Origin of the sequence: Amycolatopsis sp. ATCC 39116, from assembly GCF_000231075.2 — a bacterium.
Classification (GTDB): Bacteria; Actinomycetota; Actinomycetes; order Mycobacteriales; family Pseudonocardiaceae; genus Amycolatopsis_E; species Amycolatopsis_E tucumanensis.
In genome coordinates this window covers 118,446-132,533 of record NZ_AFWY03000016.1, presented here as the reverse complement: position 1 = coordinate 132,533, position 14,088 = coordinate 118,446, and the positions used below count along the sequence as shown (strand labels likewise).

General features: G+C 73.6%; 14 protein-coding genes. 2 read left to right on the top strand and 12 right to left on the bottom strand.

Annotation, left to right across the window (positions count from 1 at the left end):
• Nucleotides 1-82: 82 nt before the first annotated feature.
• Genes AMY39116_RS0319060 through AMY39116_RS0319040 form a run of 5 tightly spaced genes read right to left on the bottom strand, consistent with a single transcriptional unit; the run spans nucleotide 83 to nucleotide 6,073 of the window.
• Nucleotides 83-1,225, bottom strand: a complete 1,143-nt coding sequence (locus AMY39116_RS0319060; protein WP_020419235.1) for a DUF58 domain-containing protein — start codon at nucleotides 1,223-1,225, stop codon at nucleotides 83-85.
• Nucleotides 1,222-2,199, bottom strand: a complete 978-nt coding sequence (locus AMY39116_RS0319055; RefSeq protein ID WP_051123558.1) for a MoxR family ATPase — start codon at nucleotides 2,197-2,199, stop codon at nucleotides 1,222-1,224. Before AMY39116_RS0319055 ends, AMY39116_RS0319060 begins: the two co-directional genes overlap by 4 nt.
• Complete coding sequence (locus AMY39116_RS0319050) at nucleotides 2,184-4,082, bottom strand: fibronectin type III domain-containing protein (RefSeq protein WP_020419233.1); 1,899 nt, start codon at nucleotides 4,080-4,082, stop codon at nucleotides 2,184-2,186. Before AMY39116_RS0319050 ends, AMY39116_RS0319055 begins: the two co-directional genes overlap by 16 nt.
• A gap of 6 nt (nucleotides 4,083-4,088) precedes the next feature.
• Nucleotides 4,089-5,393 carry an ATP-binding protein gene (locus tag AMY39116_RS0319045; protein ID WP_020419232.1) on the bottom strand — a complete coding sequence of 435 codons (1,305 nt, stop codon included), beginning with the start codon at nucleotides 5,391-5,393 and terminating at the stop codon, nucleotides 4,089-4,091.
• On the bottom strand, nucleotides 5,390-6,073 hold the full coding sequence (locus AMY39116_RS0319040; RefSeq protein ID WP_235716171.1) for a response regulator transcription factor: 684 nt from the start codon (nucleotides 6,071-6,073) through the stop codon (nucleotides 5,390-5,392). The genes AMY39116_RS0319045 and AMY39116_RS0319040 overlap by 4 nt, the downstream gene beginning before the upstream one ends.
• A 118-nt stretch (nucleotides 6,074-6,191) precedes the next feature.
• On the opposite strand from AMY39116_RS0319040, the gene AMY39116_RS0319035 reads away from it, so the two are divergent.
• Nucleotides 6,192-6,848 (top strand): response regulator transcription factor, encoded by a 657-nt coding sequence (locus tag AMY39116_RS0319035; protein WP_020419230.1) that lies wholly within the window; start codon nucleotides 6,192-6,194, stop codon nucleotides 6,846-6,848.
• Here the strand turns inward: AMY39116_RS0319035 and AMY39116_RS0319030 are convergent.
• The 7 genes from AMY39116_RS0319030 to AMY39116_RS0319000 form a co-directional block, all read right to left on the bottom strand.
• Nucleotides 6,830-7,348 (bottom strand): hypothetical protein, encoded by a 519-nt coding sequence (locus AMY39116_RS0319030; RefSeq protein ID WP_157358607.1) that lies wholly within the window; start codon nucleotides 7,346-7,348, stop codon nucleotides 6,830-6,832. The two genes, AMY39116_RS0319035 and AMY39116_RS0319030, sit on opposite strands and share 19 nt — an antisense overlap.
• 102 nt (nucleotides 7,349-7,450) lie before the next feature.
• Nucleotides 7,451-8,398 (bottom strand): PDR/VanB family oxidoreductase, encoded by a 948-nt coding sequence (locus AMY39116_RS0319025; protein ID WP_027936050.1) that lies wholly within the window; start codon nucleotides 8,396-8,398, stop codon nucleotides 7,451-7,453.
• Nucleotides 8,399-8,414: 16 nt separating this feature from the next.
• Nucleotides 8,415-9,140 (bottom strand): SDR family NAD(P)-dependent oxidoreductase, encoded by a 726-nt coding sequence (locus AMY39116_RS0319020; protein ID WP_020419227.1) that lies wholly within the window; start codon nucleotides 9,138-9,140, stop codon nucleotides 8,415-8,417.
• Entirely contained in the window at nucleotides 9,137-9,637 is a 501-nt protein-coding gene (locus tag AMY39116_RS0319015; RefSeq protein ID WP_020419226.1) for an aromatic-ring-hydroxylating dioxygenase subunit beta, read from the bottom strand. Before AMY39116_RS0319015 ends, AMY39116_RS0319020 begins: the two co-directional genes overlap by 4 nt.
• Complete coding sequence (locus AMY39116_RS0319010) at nucleotides 9,630-10,907, bottom strand: Rieske 2Fe-2S domain-containing protein (RefSeq protein WP_020419225.1); 1,278 nt, start codon at nucleotides 10,905-10,907, stop codon at nucleotides 9,630-9,632. Before AMY39116_RS0319010 ends, AMY39116_RS0319015 begins: the two co-directional genes overlap by 8 nt.
• 12 nt (nucleotides 10,908-10,919) lie before the next feature.
• Complete coding sequence (locus AMY39116_RS0319005; protein ID WP_020419224.1) at nucleotides 10,920-11,300, bottom strand: hypothetical protein; 381 nt, start codon at nucleotides 11,298-11,300, stop codon at nucleotides 10,920-10,922.
• A 29-nt stretch (nucleotides 11,301-11,329) separates the two neighbouring features.
• Nucleotides 11,330-12,463, bottom strand: coding sequence for an acyl-CoA dehydrogenase (locus AMY39116_RS0319000; RefSeq protein WP_020419223.1), 1,134 nt, complete (start codon nucleotides 12,461-12,463; stop codon nucleotides 11,330-11,332).
• Nucleotides 12,464-12,597: 134 nt separating this feature from the next.
• Between AMY39116_RS0319000 and AMY39116_RS0318995 the strand changes: the two genes are divergently transcribed.
• Nucleotides 12,598-14,076 (top strand): ATP-binding protein, encoded by a 1,479-nt coding sequence (locus AMY39116_RS0318995; protein ID WP_039791629.1) that lies wholly within the window; start codon nucleotides 12,598-12,600, stop codon nucleotides 14,074-14,076.
• The last annotated feature ends 12 nt before the right edge of the window (nucleotides 14,077-14,088 follow it).

Genomic DNA, 14,088 nt, shown 5'->3' with positions numbered 1-14,088 from the left:
AGCCGCGTCATTACGCGCGACTCGGCGTGCGCCGAGCGCAGGCAACAGTCCATAAAGGACACCCGCCCCGCCGAGGCGCGCCTCACCCCGCCACCTCGTTCCACAACCGCACCGCCTGCACCGCATCGCCCGCCAGCAGCACCCGCGCACCCGGCGCCGCGGCCATTCGTGGTCCCGGTCCTTCCAGCGCGACCAGGAAGATCGTGTCGAACCGGTCCCGCAGCCAGGTCAGTGCGGGCGGCTCCGCGCGCGCCGAGCTGACCAGCACCAGGCATCCGCCCGCTCCGCCGCGTGCGGACAGCGCCGGCGGCACCAGCGCGTCCGCCGGGGCCTGCGTCACCTGGCACAGCTCGTCCAGCAGCTGCCGGGTCGCGGGCAGGCCGCCGGGTGTGGGCAGGTCGAGCCCACCCGCGGTGACCAGCCGCGACGGGTGCCCGGCCCGTGCCGAGGCCACCAGCAGCGACGCGGCCACGTCGGCCGCCTCCTCGAACCCGGCAGGCGACAGCGATCCGGCGCGGGTGTCCAGCAGCAGGGTGAACCGCGGCTGCTCCGGGTCCACGAGGTCCCGCACCATCAGCCGCCCGGTGCGGGCCGTCGCCTTCCAGTGCACGTGCCGCACCTCGTCCCCGGGCACGTACTCGCGCACGTCCTGCAGGTCGATCGAGCCGCGCAGCGCGTCGTCGGTGCGGGCGCCGTCGTGGTGGTGCCGCGGGTGCCCGCTGACCAGCACCCGGGCCGGCAGCTGCCGCGGGTGCACCCACAGGTCCGAGGTCTCCCCGGTGGGCTTGCGGTTGACGGCCAGCCCGAACGGGTCGGCCCGGTGCAGCGTCAGCGGGCCGACCGGGTGCCGCCCGCGCGCGCCGGTGGGCAGCTCGTAGTGGTAGGTGGCCTCCGCGCCCGGCGCGAGCGGGCGCACCGCGACGGTTTGCGCCTGCCCGCCGATCCCGTCGGTGGCCAGGAACGCCGCCTGCCGCCGCTGCCCCGGGTTGCGCACCCGCAGCCGCGCCAGCGCGGCACTGCCCCGTTCGACCCGGTCCGGGTACACGGCACGGCGCACCTCGACACCCAGCCCGCGCGCGGTGACGGCCACCGCGGCGAGCACGGCGACCAGCGCCACCGCCCCCAGCGCACGCAACAGCGGGTACCCGCCCCACTGCCCGAACACCAGCAGCGGCACCGCCGCGACCAGCACCGCGACGCCGCGCCCGGTCAGCCGCCGCCTCACCGCCGGGCCGCGCCGATCGCCGGCGCCGGGGTGGCGGCCAGGACCTCGTCGACGATCTCGGCGGTGCCGCGGCCGTTCAGCTCGGCGTCCGCGGTGAGGATCAGGCGGTGCGCCAGCACCGGCACGGCCACGTCCTTGACGTCGTCCGGGGTGACGAACGCCCTGCCGTCGGTCGCGGCCAGCGCCTGCGCGGTCCGCACCAGCGCGATGCTGCCACGCGGGCTCGCGCCGAACCGCACCGCGGCGTGCTCCCGGGTCGCGGCCGCCAGCCGGGCCGCGTACTCGACGACCGCCCGGTCCAGGTGCGAGCCGCGCACCTCCGCGATGGCCTGGCGCAGCACCCCGATGTCGACCACGGTGGGCAGCTCGTCCGCGGTGACGCCGGCGCACTCGCTCATGACCACCAGCACCTCGGAGGCCACGTCCGGGTAGCCGACCGACAACCGCATGAGGAACCGGTCGAGCTGCGCCTCGGGCAGCCGGTAGGTGCCCTCCATCTCGATCGGGTTCTGCGTGGCCACCACCAGGAACGGCCGCGGCACCTCGTGCGCCACGCCGTCCACCGTCACGCGCCGCTCGGACATGACCTCCAGCAGCGCGGACTGGGTCTTCGGAGTGCCGCGGTTGATCTCGTCGGCCACCACGATGTTCGCGAACACCGCGCCCGGGTGGAACCCGAACTCCTCGTCCTTCTGGTGGAACACGCTCACGCCGGTGATGTCGCCGGGCAGCAGGTCCGGCGTGAACTGGATGCGGCTCCACTTCCCGCCGATGCTGCGCGCCAGGCACCGCGCCAGCGTCGTCTTGCCGAGGCCGGGCACGTCCTCGATCAGCAGGTGCCCCTCGGCCAGCAGCGCGGCCACCGCCAGCCGCACCAGCTCCGGCTTGCCGCGGATCACCTGCTGCACGTTGTTCGCGATCAGCCCGGCGACCTCGCCCGCTCGTGTTGCGCTCTGCACTATCCCCCCGGCCATACGTAGTAGTTGGAACGGACACCGTTGACTTCGACCCACACGCGGTAGCCGACGCTCTCGAACGGGAAGTCCTCGAACACCTCGTTGCCCTCCGCGTCGGTCCGGACGCCCCGGCCCGGGTTGGAATAGCCGGGGTTGTCGGAGAACACCTCTACCTCGTACCTGGTGTTGGGGTCGAACCCGGTCATCTCCACGTGCATGTAAGCGCAGTCCGGCGCCTCACAACCGTCGTAGGTCGTGTCCTCACCCCGGCGGATCGTGATCTGCGGGGTCCGCTGCACCGGCACCAGCGTCTGGACCGTGGCCGGCGCGCCCCGCCCAGCGCTGTTCTCCGCCACCACCGTGACGGTGTAGGTCACGCCCTGCTGCAACCCGCTCAGCGTGGCCGACCGCGCGCTGCCCGGACGGGTCATCGCCCCGCCCGCGCCGGACCCCGGCCGCCAGGAGATCTGGTAGGCGGTGACGGCCGCGCCGTTCGGCGGCGCCGCACCCCAGGTGAGCTGCACGTTCTCGCCCTGCACGGTGGCCCGCAGCCCGGGCGGCAGGCCCGGCGGGCTCGCCGGCACCGGCGGAGGCGACGGCGGCGGCACGGCCCGGGACGACGATGGCGGCGACTGGGTCTGCCCCGGCGGCCGGCCCCCGTCACCACCCGAGGGCGGCCGGTTCTGACCCCCACCGGGCGGCGGCCCGTTCTGCGCCGGTCCATTTTGGACCGGTCCATTCTGGGGCTGCGAAACCGGCGACTCCGGCGGCGGGGCGACCGGCGCGCCCGGCTCGTCCGGCCGCTGCGTGCCGACCACCGGCACCTGGTTCACCGCGCCGTCGTGGTCCACCACCAGCACGTGCCGCCCCTCGGCGCCGTCCACGTACACGCGGGCGTCCTCGCCGCGGGCCAGCCGCGGTTCGCCCGCCTCCGGCGGCACCGGCATCGTCCGCTTCGGATCGCCCTGGCTGCTGTAGGTAAGCACCGTGCTGCGGGTCAGGTCGAGCAGCACCACCGACGACCCGCTGACCGTCGGGCCGGCGTAGTCCCCGTCGGCCAGTGCCAGGCTGATCGGCGTCGCGGGCGCGCGCCGCCCGTCCAGCCCGGCCGCGTCGACCAGGTGCAGCCGCCGGGTCGCCGGGTCGAGCACGGCCACCCGGCCGTCCGCGTCCGCCGGGGCGATCCGGGCGCCGGGTGGCAGGTCCATCCGCGCGGGCACCGGCTCGCCGAACCCGTCCCCGGTGACCGGGCGCAGCACGTCGGAGGTGGTGTCCACGAACGCGGCGTCCCGGCCGACCACGGTCAGCCCGCCGGTGTGGCCTGCGGGAGCCGCCACCGGGCAGGACACCTGCTCCGCGTCGCGCGGGAGCCGGCACAGCACCCCGGAATCCAGGCGGTGCAACCACACCGTGCCGTCCGGAGTGGCCACCGGGTCGCCGAGCACGCCGCCCGCCGGGATGGTCACCGCGCCGTCGCCGAGCCGCACCACCCGGCCCGCCTCGCGGTAGACCAGGTAGGGCCCGCCCGGCGTCTCGATCGCGACCGGCACCTCGCCGGTCGGCGGGACGAAGCTGCGCTCCACGCTGAGGTCGGACTTGCCGAACTCGTGGATCCGCGACCGCCCCACCACGTACCCGCTCGTCTCGCCCTGCACGACCTGGCTGCCCGGCTCCAGGCCCGGCACCTCCGCCGAGGCGTCCACGGTGCGGGCCGAGCCGTTGATGTGGAAAACCCGGTCGAGGCCGGGGAAAGCGACCCAGTGCCCGCCCGGCGCGACGTTCAGCCCGGGCAGCGGCCGTCCCGCCGCCGACACCGCCACCGCGACACCGGCGACCACGACCGCCACCAGCAACGCCATCGGCAGGCGGCGCCGCAGGCCGTGGGAAGTCCGCTCGTCCATCTGCGTCTACCCCCGATGCTCGCTGTACCAGGGCGCGTGGCCGGGCTGGGCGGCGCTGCTGACGGGCAGCACGAGCTCGAAGATCGCGCCGCCCTCCTCGGCGTTGTACACCCGGAGCACCCCGCCGTGCGCCTGCGCGACCCACCGCACGATCGACAGCCCGAGGCCGCTGGACCCGCCGCCGCTGCTGAACCGGTCGAAGTTCTCCGCCGCGACCGCCGGGTCGATCCCCGGCCCGTGGTCGGCCACCGTGACCCGGCCGCCCGCGACCGTGATGTGCACCAGCGCCTGCGCGCCCGGCTGCCGCCCGTACCGCATCGCGTTGTCGAGCAGGTTGCTGATCGCGCGCTGCACCAGCGCCGGGTCGGCGTCGACCCGGGTCGGCGCGGCGGTGACCGTCACCTGGGCGTCCTCGGCCGGTGTCTCCGCCACCACGCTCGTCACCAGCTGGTCCAGCCACACCGGCTGGATGGCCAGCCGCTCCACCCCGGCGGCGAGCCGGGCCCGCACCAGCAGGCCGTCGATGATGCTGCCCATCCGCCCGGCCAGGCGCACCGTGCGGGGCAGCAGCTCGGCGCCCTGGTCAGGGTGCCGGGTCGCGGTCTCGGCGAGCGCCCGCAGCGCCGCGACCGGGGTGCGCAGGTCGTGGGCGGTCTCGGCGAGCAGCACCTCCTGCTGCTCCAGCGCCGCGGTGGCCGGCCGGATCGCGCGCCCGGACAGCAGGTGCCCGGCGACGCCGACCGCGGCCAGCAGCAGCACGCACCCGCCGATCACCATCAGCAGCAGCCCTTCGTGCCGGGACTGCTCCGGCCCGGCGTCCATGGCCGCGACCACCGCGCCGATGTACTGGCCCGTGCTGTTGCGGAACGGTTCGGCCCCGATCCGCACCAGCGCGCCGTTCGTGGCGCGCACGTAGCCCTTCAGCAGGGTGCCCGACTGCACGGCCCGCTGGGCGAGCCCGCCCAGCACCGCCAGGTCGACCGGCACGCAAGTGCGGCGGCTGACGTGCGGCTCGAACCGCTCGGCGCCGCCGGGCAGCACCGCGAACTGGGGACACTGGGTGTTCAGCTCGTCCTCGGCCACGAACGCGGTGACCAGCGTGTCGTCGTACTGCAGGAGGCGGGTGACGGTCGAGGTGACGCGGCGCAGCTCGCCGTCCATCGCCTGCTCGCCCTTGTCCGCGTCGGCCTGGACCACCAGGACCGCGAACACGATCAGGCCGATCGCGTTCATCGCGGTGAACAGCCCGGTGAGCATCCAGCGCAGGCGGCGCAGGCGGTGCGCGGCCGAACCGCTCCGCGGCGTGCTCACGGCGCCATCCGGTAGCCGACCCCGCGGACGGTCTGCACCGCGTCCGGTTCGCCCAGCTTCCCCCGCAGCCGCCGCACCACCACGTCCACCACGTTCGACATCGGGTCGGTGCTGGAGTCCCAGCAGTGCTCGATCAGCTCGGCCCGCCGCACCGCCTGCTCCGGGCGCGCCATCAGGTACTCCAGCACCGCGAACTCCTTGCCGGACACCGTGAGCAGCACCCCGTCGCGGCGCACCTCGCGGCGGGCGCAGTCGACCTCCAGGCCGCCGTGCCGGAGCACGGAGGGCCGCCCGGTGCCGGAGCGGCGGCACAGCGCGAGCACCCTGGCGGCGAGTTCGGCCGCGGCGAACGGTTTGACCAGGTAGTCGTCGCCGCCGTGCTCGAACCCGGCGATGCGGTCGTGCACCGTGTCGCGCGCGGTCAGGAACAGCACCGGCACCGCCCACCCGGCCTGCCTGCGCCGGTGCACGAAGTCGATCGCGTCGCCGTCGGGCAGCATCCGGTCGAACACCACGCACGCGTGCCCGGGCTCGGCGAGGGCCGCCGACGCCCCGGCGAGGGTCGCGGCGGTGTCCAGCCGGAGGCCGGCGGCGGTGAGTTCCGCGGTGACCGCGACGCGCAGGTCCTCGTCGTCCTCGACCACCAGCACCCGGGGCCGGGTCGTCACAGGTGCGGACACGGTGGATCCTTCGTCACGGGGAGCGTGTGCCCGGAAGCTTAGCGTCCCGCCGGATCTTGTTCGCCCGGTTTGCGGGTTTTGGCAGGAACCGGCCGGGCCGGGGCGATACCGTGGCGGGGTGCGTGTGCTGGTCACCGAGGACGACGAGAACCTCCGGGTGGCCGTCGAGGCGTCGCTGCGCGGGTCCGGGTTCGCGGTGGACGTGGCCGCCGACCTGCCGGCGGCGGACGAGGCGGTGAGCGTCAACTCCTACGACTGCACGGTGTTCGACCGCATGCTGCCGGCCGGGGACGCCCTGCGGTACGTGGCGGGGCTGCGACAGCGGGGGTGGCCGGTGCCGGTGCTGTTCCTGACCGCGCGGGACACCGTGGACGACCGGATCGCCGGGCTCGCCCACGGCGACGACTACCTCGTCAAGCCGTTCGCGATGGCCGAACTCGTGGTGCGGGTGCGCAGCCTGTGCCGTCGCGGCCCGGCGCTGCCCGCCCCGGTGCTGCGGCACGGGGACGTCGAGGTGGACACCGGGCGGCACGAGGCACGGCGCGCGGGCACCCCGCTGACGCTGACCGCGAAGGAGTTCGTGGTGCTGGAGCGGCTGGTCGCCGCAGGCGGGCGGCCGGTCCCGCGGTCCGAGCTGATCGCCGCGGCGTGGGACGAGTTCGTGCCGCCCGCCTCGAACGTGCTGGAGGTGCTGATCGCCGGGCTGCGCCGCAAGCTCGGGCCGCCGCCGGTGGTGCGCACGGTCCGGGGCGTCGGCTACCTCCTCGGCGCCTGACCGCCCACCGCGGAGCCGGCGCGGATCGCGTGCTCCAGCAGCTCGTGCCCGTCCAGCGCGCCGGAGAACCGGATCTTCGCGCCGTCGGCGAACGCGACGGTGCAGCGGTAGTCGCGGATGACCAGCCGGGTCAGGAAGGTGCTGCGGCGCGGGTGGAACGGCGTGACCGCGGTGACCGCCTGCCACGGCCAGGCCCGCGTCCGCCCCTTGGCCGTGTGCGCGAGGCCCGCGTCGCGCACCTCGAACGTCTCCGACAGCCCCTGCCGCGCCACGTGCACGACGAGGAACACCGCGAGCGTCGCGGCGAAGACGGTCACGGTGATGCCGAACCCGATGGCGGTGCTGTACTGGTAGGAGTACCCGGACAGCATCATCGGCGTGGTCAGGGCCCCCACCATGGCGGCGAGGACGAGCGCGGCGACGGCGATCAGCGCCAGGCGCACGTGGGAGACGCGGTAGCGGTGCACCACCGGGCCGAGCAGGTCGGGATCGGTCGTCACGGGGCCACCTCCGGTCGGCTGCTGCACGATCACCGGACGATCGTGCGGCAGCCCGCCACGCCCGGCCAGGGCCGTGGCAGCAACCGGACAGGCGACTCAGGCTCAGTACAGCTCGATCTTCAACCGGGCCGTCCTGGCGCGGGAGACGCACAGGGCCATCTGGTCCCCGGCGGCCTTGTCCGCGGCCGACAGGCAGCTGTCCCGGTGTTCGGGCACGCCCTCCAGCACCCCGGAGACGCAGGACCCGCAGATGCCCTCCTCGCACGACTTGAAGACCTCGATGCCGTTCTCCCCGAGGACCGCGAGGATCGACTTGTCCGCGGGCACCTCGAACACCTCGCCGGTGTCGAGCTCGACGGTGAACGGCTGGTCGCCGCTGGTGTCGACGTCGGCGGCCACGAAGTGCTCCACGTGCACGCGCGACTCGCCGACGACGGGCGCGAAGACCGCCGAGACCTGCGCCATGAACCCCTCCGGCCCGCACGTGTACACCTGCGCGTCCGGGGTCAGCTCGCCCGCGACCTCCTTCAGGATCGTCGGCTGCTCGGCACGCGGCACGCCGAACCGCAGGTGCACGCGGTCGCCGAACTCGCGCTCCAGCAGGCCGGCGAACGCGGCCTGCTCCCGGGCGCGGGCGAAGTAGTGCAGCTCGAACTCGGCGCCGCGGCGGTGGAGCTCGTAGGCCAGGCTCAGCAGCGGGGTGATGCCGACGCCGCCCGCCACCAGGACGTGGCGGGCGCCGTCGGCGACGCGCAGCAGGTTGCGGGGCTCGCCGATCTCCAGGGTGTCCCCGGCCTCGACGGTGTGCAGCGCCTCGGAACCACCGCGCGAGGCGGCTTCCTTCTTCACCGCGATCAGCAACGACTCCGGATCGTGCGGCGGCGAGCACAGCGAATACTGCCGCACCAGGCCGGTCGGGCCGACGACGTCGACGTGCGCGCCGGCCTCGTACGGTCCCAGCGGGGCGCCGTCGTCGCGGACCAGGCGCAGGCTGCGGATCCCGACGGCCTCCTGCCTGACCTCCGCGACGCGGACCACGGTTGAAGTCATCGTCCCTCCCTCGGGTTCAGCGCAGGTAGAGCCCGCCGTTGGCGTCCCAGCAGGCGCCGGTGACGGAGGCCGCCTCGGGCGAGGCGAGCAGGGCGACCATCCGGGCGATGAACGCCGGGTCGCCGAGCCTGCCCACCGGGATGCTCCGCGCGAGCCCGTCGACGTCGTCCACAATGGACCGCACCGCCGGACTGTCCTGCGGGCCCGGCGACACCGCGTTCACCGTCACCCCGTGCGGCGCGAGCTCACGGGCGAACACCTTGGTGGCGGACAGGACCGCGCCCTTGGAGGACGCGTAGTGCCCGCCGGTCGCGGTGCCGCCGTTCTGCCCGGCGAGCGAGGCCATGTTCACGATCCGCCCGTAGCCCTGCGCGGCGAAGTGCGCGCCGAAGACCTGGCAGGCCGAGAACGTGCCGCCGAGGTTCACCTTCAGCACGGCGTCCAGCTCTTCGGCGGTGATGTCCATCAGCTTCTTCGCCTGCGTGCGGGCGGCGTTGTTGACCAGCACGTGCACCGATCCGAAGTCGGCCAGCACAGCGGCGAGCAGGCCGTCCAGCGCCGCGCGGTCGGCGACGTCGACGGCGTACCCCGTGGCCTCGCCCAGTTCCTTGGCCAGCGCTTCGGCGGCGGCCCCGTCGAGGTCGGCGATCGCGACTCGGTAGCCCTCGGCGTGCAGGCGGCGCACGATCGCCTCGCCGAGGCCGTGGGCGCCGCCGGTGACGACCGCGGTCTGCGCGCTCACAGCAGAAACCCCGCGGCGGGCACGGCGCCCTCGCTGTCCACCAGCCGCACGACCTTCTCCGCGATGCGGTCGCCGGACTCGGAGAGCCGGACGCGGTGGCGCACGTCGGCGGCCCAGATGTCGTGCCGCCCGCGCTTGTAGGCGATCAGCACCTGCGCCGAGCGCAGCACGACCTCAGCGTCGGTCACGGTCTCCGGCACGAACCGGGACACGGTCCGCACGGTGCGGGCCGCGTCGACGGCGGCGATGGCGTAGCCCTCGGTCATGCGGGTCACGCGCATGGCCCGCATCCGCGCGTCGTCGTAGATCATGTTGAGCGTGCCGGCGAAGTCCTCGGTGTCCGGGTCGATCGGCACGACGTAGCGGGCGTCGTCGGTGTAGAGCTCCTGCCACACCAGGTAGTCCTTGCGGTCGAGCAGCTCGGCCTCCCGCCAGACCAGCTCGACCGCGCGGGCCACCCGGACGTCGGTCAGCGGGACGGTGATCGTGTCAGTCATCGCTCATCATCTGCTTCCACATCCGGTACGCGGCGCGCATCCCGGTCTCGTCGGTCACGTGGGCGGTCGGCCAGCCGTGCTCGTCGTCCTTCTCCCTGCCGAGCCCGCGGTTGACCAGGATCGGCATGTCCGGCGCGGCCTGGGCGCCGCGCTGCACGCGGTCCCAGCCCTCGGCGTCGTCCGGGGTGCCGAACCCGAACGGTCCCTGGAAGTGCTCGTGGATGCGCAGCCGCTCGCGGTTGACGACGTCCAGCTCGGGCGGCCCGTCCGGGCCGATCGCGATGTGCTCGATCAGCGTCTCGTCGACCGAGATCGGCCGCAGGACCCGGAAGAACGCCGCCGACATCGACACGTTCGGGAACAGGTTCAGGTTGAACCCGGTGCCGTGCATGGCGCGGACCACCTTGCGCACGGCCGCGTCGTCGAGCGTCTTGGACAGCTCCGCCACGACGTGGTCGAAGCGGGCCTGCAGCGGTTCGCTGCCGTCGTCGGCGTCGAGGTCGGAGTGCTCGGGCACCATCTGCATGACGCTGTGGCCGTTGCCCAGCGCGTGGGTGATCGCCGCCGGGTCGGTCATGAACGACATCATGTCCGCGGTCTCGGCGTCCACCGACGCCATCCACGACCGGTGCACGATCGGGAAGTGGTAGCCGTCGGTGGTGTTCTCCAGCTGGATCTTCCAGTTGCCGCGGAACCGGAACTGATGCTTGCCCAGCACCTTGATCGGGTAGCCGCCGCCCTGCTTCATGAACCGGTCCAGCCACAGCTTCGCGTCGCCGAGGAAGTCCGCCAGGGGCTCGATGCCCTCGTCGAACGTCGCGAAGACCATGCCGCCGTAGGACTCGGTGCGCAGCTTGCGCAGCGACAGGTCCTTCTTGTCCGCCACGCCCTCGTACCCGTCCGGGTACGGGATGCCGCGCAGCGTGCCGTCCAGGCCGTAGGACCAAGCGTGGTACGGGCAGGTGAACCCGTTGGCCTTGCCCCGCGGCTTCTCGCACAGGCTCGCGCCGCGGTGGCGGCAGCGGTTGAGCAGCGTGTGCAGGGTGCCCTTGCGGTCCCGCGACACGATCACCGGCTGGCGGCCGACGTAGGTGGACTTGAAGGTGCCCGGCCCGGGCAGCTCGCTCTCGTGCGCGACCCACACCCAGGTGCGCTCGAAGATCTTCGTCATCTCCTGCTCGAAGATCTCCGGGTCGGTGTAGAGGCGGCCGGCGACGCGGTCGTCGAGCACGAGGTCCGCGGGCGCGGCGGCGAAGATGTTCTCGGTCATGGTGTCCTCTCCTCAGCCGGGCAGCTCGACGTCTTCGCGCACCGTCAGCGCGCGGCCGATGCGGGCTTCGACCTTGGCGAAGCGCCACAGCTTCGCGCCGCCGTCGCCGACCGGGGTGGTGCGGAACAGGTTGCAGGCGGCCTTGACGGTCTCGGCCGTGTCCACGTCGGCGAGGATGTAGGCGGTCCACGGCCAGCCGTCGGAGGGGCCCACCATGTGCGAGTCGTCGTCGATGTCGCCGATGAAGTCCACGCCGGGCAGCGCCTTGATGCCGTCCAGCATGGACACGAACGCCTGCCACACGTGCCCGGGCGTGATGCCGTCGGCAGGCAGGTCGAAGAAGTTCTGGTTGATGCCGATGCAGAACAGCACGCGCAGGGGCGTCGCGCTCATCTCGGTCCTCCTCGTCGGTGGTGGTCGGGTCAGCGGAAGCCGGGGCTGGTGGGCGACAGTCCCATGAGGACGGCCCCGGCGGAGTCGAAGATCGCCGGGCCGAGGAAGGCGTGCTGCTTGGGCACCAGCGCGTCGCCGGCCAGGTCGCGCAGCGGGTGCTCGGTGTAGATCGGGGCGGTGCCGGAGATCTCGACGAGCCGGTCCACTACGCCCGAAGCCACGCGGGCCAGGTGCGCGGAGGCCAGCCGCAGCCGGGCGTTGTGCTCGTCGGTGGCGGTGTCGCCGCGCAGCACGTGCTGCCACACCTGGTCGCTCAGGTCGTAGAACCAGGCGCGGGCCGAGCTCAGGTCCGCCTCGGCGCGGGCGACCTCGGTGCGGTAGTAGGCCCGGTCGGCGAGCTTCGGCGCGCCGGTGACCCCGGTGTAGCCGCCGCCGACCTGCTTGGCGTGGTCCAGGGCCGCGCGCGCCACGCCCGCGCCGACCACGGCGAGGACCTGGGAGGCGTAGGCGATCGTCGGGTAGTGGTAGAGCGGCTCGTCCACGGTCGGCGCGCCGCCGCGGATGAAGGTCCACTCACGGGGCACCTCGACCCCGCGCACCACGATGTCGAACGAGCCGGTGGCCCGCATGCCCACGACGTCCCAGTCCTGGACGATCTCGACCTGGTCCGGCCGCAGGACCGCGGTGCGCGGCTTGCCGCCGGACTCCTCGTCGCCGGGCAGGCCGACGCCGATCAGGTCGGCGCCCATGCAGCCGCTGGCGAACTTCCAGTGCCCGTCGACCAGGTAGCCGCGCTCGGTGGCGGCGGCGCGCTGCATCGGGAACAGCGCGCCGGCGAAGGCCACGTCCGGGCCGTCGCGGTACAGCTCGGCCTGGGTGTCCAGCGGCAGTGCGGCCAGGTAGATCTGCGCGGAGCCGAAGCTCGCGACCCAGCCGGTGGAACCGTCGACCACCGAGATCCGCTCGATGGTGTCGAGGAACTCGGCGGGCGGCATCGGCTGCCCGCCGAACTTGCCCGGCGTCGCCGCCCGGTAGATCCCGATCTGCTTGAGCCGTGCGACGAAGTCCTTCGGCACGTAGCGCTGCTCGCGGAACTCCTGCCGCCGCTGCGCGAGCTCGGCGAGGACGTCGTCGAACCCGACGCCCTGCGGGGTGTGCACCATCGCGCCTCCTCCTACTCGCGGGTTGCCCACCGACGGTAGGCAGCCGGGGCCGCCGTGCGGAATTGGTGGTTCTGCGGCACCGGGTAGGGGATTCCTTCAGCGCGCGCCGGCCGCGCCCGGCTTACCCTGGCGGGATGCAGGTGGATCCACGCGCGCCCGAACTGGTCACCGAGGACTTCGTGACCATGCTCCACGCCAGCCGCATGTGCGTGCTGGTGCACGACGCGGCGACGAAGAACATCCTGTGGGCCAACCCGGCGGCGTGCGAGATGCTCGAGTGGAGCGTGGCCGAGCTGCGTCCGCTCAAGGCGAACCACATGAGCAGCACCGCGCGCCAGTACGACCGCGTGATCGGCCGGGCGTGGCTGCAGGACGCGGTGGAGAAGGGCACGAACAGCATCGAGTGGCACTACCGGTCCCGCACGGGACGGGTGATCCCGACCGAGGCCATCGCGATCCGCGTGGAACTCGCGCAGGGGCCGGCGGTGATGGTGCAGTTTCGCGACATCGAGCGGGAGCAGGAGATCGAGCAGGAGCTGCGGCGCACCGCGTCCTACATGGACGCGCTGGCGCACCGCACGTCCACGATCGCGCTGATGCTGGACCGGGACGGCGTGCTGCGGTTCGCCACCGACACGGCGCTGAAGGTGATCGGCGCGGACAGCGGGCAGCCGCTCGGCCCGCTGTCGGGGTACGGCACGCTGCGGCTGGCCGGCCGCCCGGCGTCCTGGCCGGAGGTCCTGGAGCGGGCCGATCCGGTGACGACGGTGCAGCTCGCGCTCACCGGGGCGGACGAGCCGGTGTGGCTGGAGGGCAGCCTCGAACGGCTGCAGGAGACCGGCGGGGACGCGTTGCTGATGATCCTGCACGACGTGTCCGGCCGCGTGCAGGAGGACCTCCGGCGGGAACGCGAACTGCAGCAGGAGAACTACCTGGCCCGCTACAACGCGATGGGCGACATGGCGATGGCGATCGCGCACGAGCTCGGCCAGCCGCTCGCGGCGGCGGCGAACTTCCTCGGCGGCGCCGCCCGGCACGCGTCCGGGACGGCCGCGGAGCAAGTGCGGTTCGGCATCGACAGCGCGGTCCGGCAGATCGACCGCGCGAGCGCCATCGTCGCGGCACTGCGCGCGTTCGTCGGGCACCTGGAGCACGTGCGCCAGGTGGCCGACCTCGGCGAGATCGTCACCGAATGCCTGTACTTCGTGCGGCTGCGGGCGGACGCGGCGGGCGTCGACGTGGTGGTCCGCGAGCCGCCGGGTCCGGTGCCGGTGCGGTGCGAACGGGTGCTGACCGGGCAGGTGGTGCTCAACTTCTGCTTCAACGCCATCGACGAGGTGGCGGCCTTCGGCCCGGAGCGCCGCGAGATCGTGCTGACCACGCGCGCCGAGGGCGGTGAGGGCGTGCTGACCGTGGAGGACTGGGGACGCGGCCTGCCGCGGGACCCGTTCGCCGAGTCGTTCACCTCGAAGGAGCACGGCAGCGGGATCGGCCTGGCGCTGTCGCACCGGATCATCACCCGCCAGCACGGCCGGATCTGGGCCGAGCCCCGCGACGGCGCCGGCTCGCGGTTCGGGTTCGCCCTGCCGCTCGCGGAAACCCCTGATACGTAAGGGAAACCCTTA

What these genes read in the sequence shown, in the direction of transcription:
- AMY39116_RS0319055 (WP_051123558.1), bottom strand. Translation starts at nt 2,199, where the DNA reads ATGGCCGGGGGGATAGTGCAGAGCGCAACACGAGCGGGCGAGGTCGCC.
- AMY39116_RS0319050 (WP_020419233.1), bottom strand. Translation starts at nt 4,082, where the DNA reads ATGGACGAGCGGACTTCCCACGGCCTGCGGCGCCGCCTGCCGATGGCG.
- AMY39116_RS0319025 (WP_027936050.1), bottom strand. Translation starts at nt 8,398, where the DNA reads ATGACTTCAACCGTGGTCCGCGTCGCGGAGGTCAGGCAGGAGGCCGTC.
- AMY39116_RS0319015 (WP_020419226.1), bottom strand. Translation starts at nt 9,637, where the DNA reads ATGACTGACACGATCACCGTCCCGCTGACCGACGTCCGGGTGGCCCGC.
- AMY39116_RS0319010 (WP_020419225.1), bottom strand. Translation starts at nt 10,907, where the DNA reads ATGACCGAGAACATCTTCGCCGCCGCGCCCGCGGACCTCGTGCTCGAC.
- AMY39116_RS0319005 (WP_020419224.1), bottom strand. Translation starts at nt 11,300, where the DNA reads ATGAGCGCGACGCCCCTGCGCGTGCTGTTCTGCATCGGCATCAACCAG.
- AMY39116_RS0319000 (WP_020419223.1), bottom strand. Translation starts at nt 12,463, where the DNA reads ATGGTGCACACCCCGCAGGGCGTCGGGTTCGACGACGTCCTCGCCGAG.
- AMY39116_RS0318995 (WP_039791629.1), top strand. Translation starts at nt 12,598, where the DNA reads ATGCAGGTGGATCCACGCGCGCCCGAACTGGTCACCGAGGACTTCGTG.